General features: G+C 47.6%; 9 protein-coding genes and 1 riboswitch. Of the genes, 3 read left to right on the top strand and 6 right to left on the bottom strand.

Going from position 1 to position 12,932, the window contains the following annotated elements; all coding sequences use genetic code 11:
- The first annotated feature begins 14 nt into the window (after positions 1–14).
- A complete protein-coding gene (locus tag AC4BAN_RS06885) occupies positions 15–773 on the top strand; it encodes a cyclase family protein (RefSeq protein WP_490563651.1) in 759 nt (252 codons plus the stop codon).
- Here AC4BAN_RS06885 and metF read toward each other — a convergent pair.
- From metF to AC4BAN_RS06855, 6 genes are all read right to left on the bottom strand, one after another.
- Positions 770–1,726, bottom strand: a complete 957-nt coding sequence (metF, locus tag AC4BAN_RS06880; RefSeq protein ID WP_490563650.1) for a methylenetetrahydrofolate reductase [NAD(P)H] — start codon at positions 1,724–1,726, stop codon at positions 770–772. The genes AC4BAN_RS06885 and metF overlap by 4 nt on opposite strands.
- A gap of 182 nt (positions 1,727–1,908) precedes the next feature.
- Positions 1,909–5,616: a methionine synthase gene (metH, locus tag AC4BAN_RS06875; RefSeq protein ID WP_490563649.1), complete on the bottom strand. Its 3,708-nt coding sequence runs from the start codon at positions 5,614–5,616 to the stop codon at positions 1,909–1,911.
- A gap of 73 nt (positions 5,617–5,689) precedes the next feature.
- A riboswitch (SAM riboswitch) is annotated at positions 5,690–5,799 on the bottom strand.
- 257 nt (positions 5,800–6,056) lie between these two features.
- Complete coding sequence (gene rpmA, locus AC4BAN_RS06870; protein ID WP_490563648.1) at positions 6,057–6,326, bottom strand: 50S ribosomal protein L27; 270 nt, start codon at positions 6,324–6,326, stop codon at positions 6,057–6,059.
- Positions 6,327–6,398: 72 nt separating this feature from the next.
- Positions 6,399–6,707, bottom strand: a complete 309-nt coding sequence (gene rplU, locus AC4BAN_RS06865; protein ID WP_490563647.1) for a 50S ribosomal protein L21 — start codon at positions 6,705–6,707, stop codon at positions 6,399–6,401.
- 733 nt (positions 6,708–7,440) lie between these two features.
- Entirely contained in the window at positions 7,441–7,740 is a 300-nt protein-coding gene (locus tag AC4BAN_RS06860) for a hypothetical protein (RefSeq protein WP_490563646.1), read from the bottom strand.
- Between the two features lie 68 nt (positions 7,741–7,808).
- Complete coding sequence (locus AC4BAN_RS06855) at positions 7,809–8,699, bottom strand: hypothetical protein (protein WP_490563645.1); 891 nt, start codon at positions 8,697–8,699, stop codon at positions 7,809–7,811.
- A gap of 719 nt (positions 8,700–9,418) precedes the next feature.
- Here AC4BAN_RS06855 and AC4BAN_RS06850 point away from each other — a divergent pair.
- Positions 9,419–10,378, top strand: a complete 960-nt coding sequence (locus tag AC4BAN_RS06850) for a ribonucleoside-diphosphate reductase small subunit (RefSeq protein ID WP_490563644.1) — start codon at positions 9,419–9,421, stop codon at positions 10,376–10,378.
- A gap of 95 nt (positions 10,379–10,473) precedes the next feature.
- Positions 10,474–12,855: a ribonucleoside-diphosphate reductase subunit alpha gene (locus AC4BAN_RS06845; protein ID WP_490563643.1), complete on the top strand. Its 2,382-nt coding sequence runs from the start codon at positions 10,474–10,476 to the stop codon at positions 12,853–12,855.
- The last annotated feature ends 77 nt before the right edge of the window (positions 12,856–12,932 follow it).

Below are 12,932 nucleotides of genomic sequence, written 5' to 3'. Positions count from 1 at the left end.
CCCCTACTTGCCCTATGCTTGCCACTATAACCTATCACCATAAAACATACACGTTTAACCCGCTGGAGCCACATGATATCTCCATGCCCTTGCACCAGGGGCTTCCGCAACCAGAGTGTTTTTGGGCCGACCCTGTTACCTTTGAAACCATACGTATGGGGGATTTTGTTGGCAGCGTGGCTGATGGGGGCACTACCAATTATAAGCGGGTACACCTTACACCGCACGGTAACGGCACGCACACCGAGTGTTACGGCCACATCTCCCCCGACCCGAACGCCACCATCCACAATTGCCTGACACGATTTTTGTTTGTTGCACGGCTGCTTACCGTTCAGCCGCAGAAACAGGAAAACGGCGATTTGGTGGTTATGTTGGAGGATGTAAGTACGCAGCTGAAAGGTACACCGCCGGAGGCGGTCATCCTGCGCACCCTGCCAAACACCGCTGCCAAACTTACCCGCCACTACTCCGGAACCAACCCTCCTTACCTGGACCATCGCATCGGTGGCTTTCTGGCCGAACATAACATCGCGCACCTCTTGCTAGACCTGCCCTCCGTTGACCGGGAGTCCGATGAAGGCAGGCTTTTATGCCACCATGCTTTCTGGCAGTATCCTTATAATACCCGCTACGGCTCAACTATTACGGAACTCATCTTTGCGCCAAACCATATCCCTGATGGGCTTTACCTGCTCAATATCCAAATCACAAGCCTGCAGCTGGATGCCAGCCCCAGCAAGCCGGTTCTGTATGCTTTACAGGATGCTTAAAACAGTACTTCTGCCACTTTTCGTACCGATTCAGATTTCCCCATGGAATAATAATGCAGGCAGGGGACGCCAAATTCCATCAGCTCTTTGGATTGCTGAATAGCCCACTCCACGCCTACCTGAGCCGCTGCCTTGTTATCCGCGCATGCCTCCACGGCATCCGCCAGGTCGCAGGGTATTTCGATGTGGAAGTAGCTGGGCAGCACCGTAAGTTGCGAAAGGGTGGTCAGGGGCTTTAAACCCGGAATGATGGGCACCGTGATGCCTTCTTCGCGACAGCGGTTCACAAAATCAAAGTATCGCTGGTTCTCAAAAAACATTTGCGTCACGATGTATTCGGCGCCCAGTTCTATCTTCTTCTTCAGCCACCGCAGATCCGACTTCAAATTTGGCGCTTCGAAATGCTTCTCCGGATAACCCGCTACCCCAATGCAGAAGTCGGTGCAGCTGTTGCTTACCTGCTCATCGTCCAGGTAACAGCCGTTGTTCATGTCTACCACCTGCTCTATCAGCTCAGAAGCATAATTGTGGCCGTTCGGCTCTGGCACAAAACGTTGCTCACTTTTCACGCAATCACCACGTAGTACCAGCACGTTGTCTATACCCAGAAAGTGCAGGTCGATCAGGGCGTTCTCTGTTTCTTCTTTGCTAAAGCCTCCGCAGATCAGGTGCGGCACAGTATCTACCTTATAGTGGTTTTGGATAGCGGCGCAAATACCAACAGTTCCCGGGCGCTTTCGTGTCGTGATCTTCTCCAACAGCCCATTCTCCCGCTGCTTATACACATACTCCTCCCGATGGTACGTTACGTCGATAAACGGCGGTTTAAACTCCATTAGTGGGTTGATGTGGTTAAACAAGGTTTTCATGTTCTCGCCTTTCAGCGGAGGCAGTATCTCAAAAGTGAATAGCGTTTTGTCGTTAGCGTTTTTGAAGTGGTCTGTTACTTTCAATTTATTTTAAATTGTTAGATTGCTAAATTGTTAAATGGCTGGTTCGCATTACCTTGTCTAACCACCCCTAGCCCCTCCTTAGCCAAGGCGGGGGATTTATACCTATTACTTGAATCTCTATAGCTCATAGTTTGTGCTACTGCATTCGAAAGTCTCCAGCTATACTACTTGAAGTATACCCATCAAACCACCTGCTTTGCTACCGGCTTTGGCTCATAGTTCAGGTTTGGCGACAGCCAGCGCTCCAGCTCTTCTTTTGGCATATTCTTGCGCTGTGCAATATCAGCCACCTGGTCTTCACCAATCTTACCTAAGCCAAAGTAGCGCGACTCAGGGTGCGAGAAGTATAAGCCGCTTACTGAGGCCGCCGGGTACATCGCCAGGTTTTCGGTAAGTATAACCCCTGACGTTCTTTCTGCATCAAGCAGGTTAAACAGCGTAACCTTTTCGGTGTGGTCCGGGCAACCCGGATAACCCGGTGCCGGTCGAATTCCTCTGTACTGCTCCTTTATCAGACCTTCATTGTCCAGTTGCTCTTCCGGTGCATATCCCCAGAGCTCACGGCGCACCTTCTGGTGCATCAGTTCTGCAAATGCTTCGGCCAGACGATCTGCCAGCGCTTTTACCATAATGGATTTGTAGTCATCGTGCTCGGCTTCGTATTGTTCTATAAGCTTCTCGATGCCAAAGCCAGCCGACACGACAAAGCCTCCTATGTAGTCTGGCAGGTCTGTGTCTTTAGGGGCTATAAAATCAGAGAAGGCCAGGTTAGGCACATTGCCACCCTTCTTCCCCTGCTGCCTCAGCGTATGGAACTCAGTGACAACGTTTCCACGCGCATCATCAGCGTAAACTTCAATGGTGTCATCAGCCTCTACGTTGGCAGGGTAAAACCCAACCACGGCACGCGCTTCCAGCAACTGCTTTTCCACAATGTCTTTCAACATTTCCTGCGCATCGGCAAACAGTTTGGTTGCTTCTGCACCCAACTCAGGGTCGTTAAGAATTTTCGGGTATTGCCGCCTCAGCTCCCAGGTATGGAAGAACGGTGTCCAGTCGATGAAAGGGATGATCTCGGAGAGTGGATAATTCGTAAATGTTTTGTTGCCGATAAAGCTTGGTTTTGTTGGGCGTGTAGCTTGCCAGTCTACTTTAAACTTATTTGTACGAGCATCTTTTATACTTACAAAAGCACGGTCTTTGGTTCGGTTATGGTGATCTTCGCGCAGCTTCTCATACGCTGCTTTTATCTCAGCTATGTAGCTTTCTTTGTTGCTGCCAAGCAAGCTGCTCACTACCGTTACGCTACGCGAAGCATCATGCACGTGCACAACCGGCCCACTGTATTGCGGCGCTATTTTTACAGCCGTATGAACCCGCGAAGTAGTAGCCCCACCAATCAGCAACGGAATTTTCATGCCTCGTCGCTCCATCTCCTGCGCCACATACACCATTTCATCCAAAGATGGCGTGATCAAACCACTTAAGCCGATAATATTTACCTGCTGCTTTTGGGCTTCCGTCAGAATCGTATCCAGGTGCACCATCACGCCCAGGTCTATTACCTCATAATTATTACAGGCCAACACAACACCCACAATATTCTTCCCGATATCGTGTACATCACCCTTTACAGTAGCCATCAGTATTTTACCTTGCGAAGAAGAGGAGGAGCCAGCCTTTTCCGCCTCCATGTACGGCAGCAGGTAAGCTACAGACTTTTTCATGACACGGGCACTTTTTACCACCTGCGGCAGGAACATCTTACCTGCTCCAAACAGATCTCCGACAACAGACATACCTGCCATCAGCGGGCCCTCGATCACATCAAGGGTTTTGGCAGCTTTCTGACGGGCTTCCTCAGTATCCTCTTCAATGTACTCTACAATACCTTTTACCAGCGCATGCTTTAAGCGCTCCTCCACGGGGGCCTCGCGCCAGGCACTGTCAGCTGCTGTAGCTGTTTTGCCTTTTCCTCTGATCGTTTCAGCGTAGGCGACCAGTTTCTCGGTAGCTTCAGGATGACGGTTAAAGATGACGTCTTCAATAAGATCACGGAGCTCTTCCGGAACTTCTTCATAAATGCCAAGCATGCCGGCGTTCACAATTCCCATGTCCATACCGGCCTGGATCGCATGATACAGGAAAACGGTGTGCATGGCCTCACGTACGGCATCGTTACCCCGGAAGGAGAAAGACAGGTTACTTACACCGCCGCTTACCTGTGCGTGCGGCAGGTTGGCTTTTATCCACTTTACCGCCTCCATGTAATCAACGGCATAGTTATTATGCTCTTCTATACCTGTGGCAATAGCCAGTATGTTCGGGTCAAAAATGATATCCTGGGGCGGGAAGCCAACCTCATCAACCAGTATGCGGTAGGAGCGCTCGCAGATCTCAATACGACGCGGCAGCGTATCTGCCTGCCCCTGCTCATCAAAAGCCATTACTACCACAGCGGCTCCATACTGCCGCACCTTGCGGGCCAGTTTCCTGAAAGCATTTTCGCCTTCTTTTAAGCTGATGGAGTTAACAATGCTTTTTCCTTGTACACACTTCAATCCAGCTTCGATCACGCTCCATTTAGAGGAGTCGATCATAATTGGCAACCTGGAAATGTCCGGTTCGGAAGCTATCAGGTTAAGAAAGTTTGTCATGGCCTGCTCCGAATCGAGCATCCCTTCATCCATGTTCACATCAATGATCTGCGCCCCGCCTTCTACCTGCTGCTGCGCTACCGATAGGGCTTCCTCAAATTCTCCGTTCACGATCAGGCGCGAGAATTTTTTAGAACCTGTCACGTTGGTACGTTCGCCAATATTTACAAATAGTGTTTCAGGAGTGATGGTGAGGGGTTCGAGGCCGCTGTAACGTGGGAGAGGGGGAACCGGTGAGGGAATATGCGGCTTATACTTTTGAACAAGATCGGAGATAACTCTGGTGTGCATAGGCGTAGTGCCACAACAACCACCAAGAATATTTACTAGGCCTTCCTTCAGGTACTCCTCCACGATACCACCCATCTGCTCGGCTGTTTCGTCGTAGCCGCCAAAGGCATTGGGCAAACCGGCATTTGGGTAGGCGCTGATGTAACAGTCAGAAATACGCGCCAGCTCCTGTATATGTGTTTTTAGTTGGCGGGCACCCAGTGCACAGTTGAAGCCAACACTTAAGATGTTCGCATGCGCGATAGAGTTCCAGAAGGCTTCCACTGTTTGACCGGACAGGGTACGGCCACTGGCATCGGTAATAGTACCGGATACCATGATCGGAAGCTCTTTACCACCATCCTGCACGTACTGCTGTATGGCAAACAGGGCGGCTTTACAGTTCAGGGTGTCGAATACGGTTTCTACCAGCAACAGGTCAGAGCCGCCATCCACCAGGCCGCGCACCTGCTCATAGTATGCCTCTACCAGTTGATCGAAGGTAACGGCGCGGTATCCGGGGTTATTTACGTCCGGAGAGAGAGAAGCGGTCCGGTTTGTCGGACCAATGGCGCCTGCCACAAAGCGGGGTCTGCCAGCCACTTTTGCCTCTATTTCATCTGCTGCCTCACGCGCTATTTTGGCTGATTCGTAATTCAGTTCATACACCAGGTCTTCCAGGTGATAATCGGCCATGGCTATACTGGTTCCGCTGAAGGTATTTGTTTCTACAATATCAGCTCCGGCCTCTAAATACTCGGCATGTATGGATTTAATGATATCGGGGCGGGTAATTGAAAGCAGGTCATTGTTACCTTTCAGATCACCTGGATGATCTTTAAAACGTTCGCCCCTGAAATCTTCTTCTGTTAGCTTGTAGCGCTGAATCATGGTGCCCATCGCGCCGTCAAGCACTAAGATGCGTTCTTTCAGCAGTTGATAAATAGAATGGTTGTACTTCATGTCCGGTGTCTTTCTTCTCGTAAGTCTTCTGCATCAGCTTATCAAGAAGGACACCCTGCCGGGAGGATGGACATTCTTATCTTTTCCAGACGCTTGTTGCGGTTGGAAGGGAATTAGCACCAGGCTTTAACAAGGTTGCTAAGACGTCATCGGGCCCTATCCCTCGGTCTTTCTTGATAAGAAACTGTAAATTATATACATATCCGGTAAATACAAAATTTTGTTGCTCTGTACGCCTTTTTTCGTGCTATAAGTATATATAAACAGAAAGGGACACTATAAGTGTCCCTTTCCTACAGGATCTTTTTCGCTTATTAGCGAATCCGATCCTATGATAGTTTATACGTCCTCCAAAAAGGCCGGTTGCAGTAAAACCAATTTTACATAAAAAAGGGACACCTTTCGGTATCCCTTTTTTATTGCATCAACAGAGCTTGGAATTAAGCCTCTGCCGCTACTTTAGGTACTACAGAAACGTAAGAACGGTTCTTCTTCCCTTTTCTGAACGATACAACACCGTCTGTCAAGGCAAACAGCGTGTGGTCTTTGCCCATACCCACGTTTACACTTGGGTGGTGCGCAGTACCTCTTTGTCTTACAATGATGTTACCAGCAATGATATCCTGGCCACCGTAAATTTTAACACCTAGTCGTTTAGAATGCGACTCACGTCCGTTATTAGAACTACCGGCTCCTTTTTTGTGTGCCATCTTTTTTACTATTTAATTCAGGTTAGCGGGGCGTTGCCTGAAAAGATTTTACGATAATTTTCTTCTTACTGCTTAACCAATGCTCTCGATCAGGACCTTAGTGAAGTGCTGGCGGTGGCCATTCTTCTTGCGGTATCCCTTTCTTCTCTTCTTTTTGAAAATGATCACTTTGTCGCCTTTCACGTTGCCAAGGATTTTTCCAACCACTTTAACACCGCTAACGAAAGGAGCACCTAAAGTAATGCTTCCGTTATCATCAGTAAGAAGAACATTGGTGAACTCTACGGCGTCACCCTCATTGCCGGAAAGCTTGTTAGCGTAGATGAACATGCCGTTCTCTACTTTGGTCTGTTGACCTGCGATTTCTACAATTGCGTACATCAGCTTCAATGTATAATTTAAAATTAGTCTGCAAAAGTACGGCACAAATTTTAAATATGCAAAGGCTTGCTGCTTAATTTATTTGCACAACTATAGCTATAGATTACTGATATAGTAGATAACCAGTGGCCCGACCAGGCTGGATACTGTAACAAAAACAGAGATAAGTGGATGGTCGTGTTTTTTTAGCGGGCAAAGCCAGAAAGCATAACTCCAGCATACCATAACCCGAAAAGTGCAATCCAGCCTGCTACTGGTATATTCGCATAATACTCGCCGCTAAATGTTTGGTGGCCTATTTTATAGGATAGCGCCAGCACCCAGATTAATTTAGTGAATAGTCCCAGCAATGTTAAGCTATAACCTAATTGCTCTACTCTCTCCAGTATTTTAATGTGTCTTCTATCTGTTCGTTTCCCATAGTTACTTCAGTAATTATCAGAACACGAATACCATTACAACTATAAAGGTTATAAGCATCGCAGTAAACACAGCTTTCATAACAACCCTGGCTTTAGTAGGTTCATGCTTATGCCAGAAATATAACAAGAGCATAGTAAACACGGCAATAGCCAGCAATGTAACTTTGCCTGTAGTGGTTGCAATGGAATTGTTTCCAGCTATGTAATGAAAGTACAGCGTTACGGACAGAAATACCTGCGTTACCTGTAGTTTTCTTTTTAAAGATAAATTCATAGCTGTTTGTTGGTTCTGTCTAATTACAAAGCTGCAACTATAGATTTCTGATACAATAAATTGCCAGAGGACCGACAATACCTAACACTGTAAAGAAGATAGAAACAGGTGTGTGGTCATGCTTTTTGTAGCGGGCTAAACCTGAGAGCATAAAGCCGATATACCATAAGCCCAGCGTTACCACCCAAAACCATAGAGCAATTTCGTCCCGACGCCCTTCCAGATGAATCATGACATAGGAAAAATAAATCGGAACAGTCAACCATGTCAGAAGGTAACCTAACACCTCAACTTTACGCCACATTCTGATTCTGAGATCTTCAGCAAATTTATTCATTTTATAAAAATCGTCTAATGTTCAATAAATTATTGAGCAGATAATTAACTTTTGATGCAAGCGAATACTTATTTACACCCATTAATACATAATACATATTCTGATTCTATAATTTGAATATCTTGTACATAGTTAAAATAATAAATTGATCCACATACCGCTGCTGTGCATACTCCGCCTGTAGCTGCCCCTAAAAGCCCTAAACAGCTTCCAATTTTCCAAGCAGTATATGTAGCTGATCCACAAACAGCTGTTAAGCTTACCGCAAGATCCATTTCAGCTTTCCCCTTTTTTGAATTCCTTATAGTTTCACAAGCAGTTTGGCAACTTACGGTGCCACCACCGCCTCCTCCTGGTTGCTCAAGCTGGTCACCACCTCCTACGGTACCACCACCTCCACCCCAACACTCATTACAATTGTTAAAGGGACACTCTACACACACATCAAACGAAGCTACCCCAAAATCGAGTTTGTCAGCAGCAGCTTTATATGCCTTACTATAAACTTCTCTACTAACACTCCCTAAATCAATCCCTTTCAGTTTTAATTCTTCGTTCCGTTTACTAGTTTCAGATAAAAGCTCTGCAAATTCTTTTATGTCTTTAAATCCTAATTCACGAACAAGCACCAGAAAGTCAGCATTTGTTATATTTTTTTGATTGTGTATTGCTGCAACCTTTTTGAATTGTTGCTCGCGGGCCTGCTTGTTACCTAAAGTCTTTAGTTTATGATTTAATATACCAATTACTTTCTTATTAACTCTAACAGACTCTATAAAAGAAGTATCAGCAGCAAGATGTTCTGCTGAATATAAAGCATTTTGCGTGACATGATTAACATCATTACTACTGATAATAACAGGGGTTACCACGTCCTCATCGTTAGAAGAGCATTGAACAAATACTCCGCTTAAAGCTAATGAGGCAACTAATGCAATTTTTGAAATTAAGTGTTTCATTTTTTAGTATTGGATTGTTAAATAAATTGTCTTTCAATACTAATCATATATATATATATATATATATGCAAACATAATCTATAAAAGTTACAATATACTTATACACCAGCTACCTCACTCTGTTTGGGCCTTAACTATAGCCCAACATTACTCTAATGCATATCAGCAACAAGCACATCCCCACACACGTGTGGATAACATTGTTGACATCCACACGTGCATTTTATAAGCTAGTTAAAAACAGCCCCAATCAATTCAAAGTCAGAAACATAACCGCCAGCCAAGTAATCCACATTTTCAACATATACTGTATAAATCCCTGTCGCGGCTCCCACAAATTACTCATCAACTCCCGTTTTACACATACAGCAAACCCCAAATTTAAGCATGTATCTGGCTAAAACACCAGCAGATGACCAGAAAGAGCATTTATCACTGATTTATTGTTTAGTTTATGATATTTTAAGAAAGCTATATAGTTGATAACTTATGTGGATAAAGATGTTTATTTCATTATAACCAACAAGCTGTCAGCCACTTAAAAGAGTGTTAATAAATTGAACAACTTTAGCCCCTTATTTCAAGTTCAAATCTATATATTTGAAGTCACGATGTTACTGGACGCTAACCCAACATGCGCCTGCAACAATTAACACAATGGGGTGTTTTCTAAGCAAACTGCTTACCCCTTCAACCAATAAAACACTTTTTACTTGATTATGGAGCCAATTTTACAAGAAAACCCGAACCGATTCGTCCTGTTCCCAATTCAGAACGATATAGTGTGGCAAATGTACAAGCAGGCTGAGGCCAGTTTCTGGACAGCTGAGGAGATTGACCTGAGCCAGGATCTGAAGGACTGGGAGAACCTGAACGACGGCGAGCGCCACTTTATCACACACGTACTGGCATTTTTTGCGGCCTCGGACGGCATTGTGAACGAGAACCTGGCGATCAACTTCATGCAGGAGGTGCAGTTGCCGGAAGCCCGTTGCTTCTATGGCTTCCAGATCATGATGGAGAACATCCATTCCGAAACCTACTCGCTGCTGATAGACACCTATGTAAAGAAGCAGAGCGAGAAGGATCACCTCTTCAATGCCCTGGAAACAGTGCCATGCGTGAAGCGAAAAGGTGAATGGGCCTTAAAGTGGATCAACAGCGAGGATTTCACTGAGCGGCTGATTGCTTTTGCAGCGGTGGAAGGGATTTTCTTCTCCGGCTCTTTCTGCTCCATCTTCTGGCTGAAGAAGCGTGGCCTGATGCCCGGCCTTACATTCTCTAACGAACTGATCAGCCGCGACGAAGGCCTGCACTGCGATTTTGCCTGCCTGCTCTACTCAATGCTGAACAATAAGCTGCCCGAAGAGCGGGTGCAGTCCATCATACGCGACGCGGTTGACATTGAGCAGGAGTTTGTAACAGATGCTTTGCCGGTAGACCTGATCGGCATGAACTCGAAGCTGATGAGCCAGTACATCGAGTTTGTAGCCGACAGACTGTTGGTGGCGCTTGGCTGCCAGAAGATCTACAACTCCACCAACCCTTTTGATTTTATGGAGATGATCTCGCTGCAGGGCAAGACCAATTTCTTCGAGAAGCGCGTGGGCGAGTACCAGAAAGCCGGCGTAATGGGCGACAAAGACAAGAATATCTTCTCGCTTGACGAGGACTTTTAAGCCTAAACAGTGCGTTACCGGCCTCCTGCACAGGCAGTGGCCTTTCTATATCCTTTAATAAATCGGGCCCTTGACACCCGCTAAATGTATACGCTATGCTAGTAGTAAAACGAGACGGCCGCCGCGAATCCGTCAAATTCGATAAGATCACCGCACGAATAGAAAAACTTTGCTATGGCCTGCACATGGACTATGTGTCGCCTATTGAGGTGGCTAAAAAAGTGATTGACGGCATTTACGATGGCGTGACCACCGTGGAGCTGGATAACCTGGCTGCCGAAACAGCCGCCTCGCTTACCACCAAGCACCCCGATTATGCTACCTTGGCTGCGCGGGTGGCCATCTCTAACCTGCACAAGGTTACGAGCAAGTCGTTTTCGAATACCATGAAGCGCTTGTATACTTACGAGGACCCCAAAACAGGCGAGAATGCCTCGTTGCTGGCCAAGGACGTGTATGAGATCATCCGTAAGCATGCGGCCCTGCTCGACTCTACCATCATCTACGACCGTGATTATAACTACGATTATTTCGGCTATAAAACCCTGGAGCGGTCTTACCTGCTTCGCCTGGATGGCAGGATCATAGAGCGCCCGCAGCACATGCTGATGCGCGTGGCCGTAGGTATTCACAAGGAGGATATTGAGTCTGCCATTGAGACGTACAACCTGATGTCGGAGAAGTGGTTTACCCATGCCACCCCCACCCTGTTTAACGCCGGAACACCCAAACCGCAGCTATCGTCGTGCTTCCTGCTTACCATGAAAGACGACAGCATACCAGGCATTTACGATACCCTGAAGCAATGCGCCCAAATCTCGCAAAGTGCGGGCGGCATTGGTCTGAGCATCCATAACGTGCGTGCCACGGGCTCTTACATCAAGGGCACCAACGGCACCTCCAACGGCATCATCCCAATGCTGAAGGTGTTTAACGATACGGCCCGCTACGTGGACCAGGGCGGCGGCAAGCGTAAGGGCGCTTTCGCTATTTACCTGGAGCCTTGGCATGCCGACATCTTTGACTTTCTGGAGCTGAAGAAAAACCATGGCAAGGAAGAAAACCGCGCACGTGACCTGTTCTATGCCCTCTGGACACCCGACCTGTTTATGCAACGTGTGGAGGAGAACGGCGACTGGAGCCTGTTCTGCCCCAACGAGGCCCCTGGCCTGGCCGATAGCTGGGGAAAGGACTTTGAGCGGCTCTATACCAAGTATGAGCGGGAGGGCCGGGCCCGCAAAACGGTAAAAGCGCAGGAACTGTGGTTTCAGGTGCTGGAATCGCAGATAGAGACCGGCACCCCATACATGCTCTATAAAGACCACGCCAACCGCAAGAGCAACCAGCAGAACCTGGGCACCATCAAGAGCTCTAACCTTTGCACCGAGATTATGGAGTATACCAGCGAGGATGAGATTGCCGTTTGCAACCTGGCCTCCCTGGCACTGCCCCGTTATGTAGTAGAAAAAGAGGATGGCAGCAAGACTTTCGATCACCAGAAGCTTTTTGATGTAACCTATCATGCCACGGTTAACCTCAACAAGGTGATCGATATCAACTATTACCCGGTGCAGGAGGCGCAGAACTCTAACATGCGCCACCGCCCGATCGGTTTAGGCGTGCAGGGCCTGGCCGACACCTTCATTCACCTGCGCATGCCTTTCGAGAGCGACGAGGCGCGCGGGCTAAACAAAGACATTTTCGAGACGATTTACTTTGCCGCCATGACGGCCTCCAAGGACCTGGCCAAGAAGAACGGTGCGTACGAAACGTTTAAAGGCTCTCCTTTGGCTGAGGGCAAGTTCCAGTTCGACCTGTGGGGCATAACGCCTGAATCTGGCCGTTGGGACTGGGAAAGCCTGCGCAAAGATGTAGTGGAGTATGGTGTACGTAACTCGCTGTTAGTAGCACCTATGCCTACGGCTTCTACCGCACAGATCCTGGGTAACAACGAGTCTTTCGAGCCTTATACTTCTAACATTTACCTGCGCCGCGTGCTGTCCGGTGAGTTTATGGTGGTAAACAAGCACCTGCTCAAGGACCTGATCTCCCTGGGCATCTGGAACGACAGAATGAAGCAGGACATCATAGCCGCGAACGGCTCCGTGCAGGATATCCCCAATATCCCGCAGCACATCAAGGACCTGTACAAAACAGTGTGGGAGATAAGCCAGCGCACCGTAATCGACATGAGTGCCGAGCGTGGCGCCTACATCTGCCAAAGCCAGTCGCTGAACCTGCACGTGCAGAACGTGAACTTCGGCAAGCTGACCTCGATGCACTTCCACGCCTGGAAAATGGGCCTGAAAACGGGTATGTACTACCTGCGCACCAAGTCAGCGGTGGATGCCATAAAGTTTACCGTAGAGAAGCAAGCCGCCGAAACCTTATCGCCGGTCTACAACCAGGATCAGAACCGCACCGACATGAGTTGCTCCCTCGATAACCCGGACGCTTGCGAAGCCTGCGGATCGTAAGTATTTAAGAGCCTGTATAACTAGAAAAGGGAAGCTGCCGGGCTTCCCTTTTCTAGTTATACAGGCTCCATCTTATA

This window comes from Pontibacter sp. GD13 (assembly GCF_058216355.1).
This window is presented reverse-complemented; position numbering and strand designations above follow the sequence as displayed.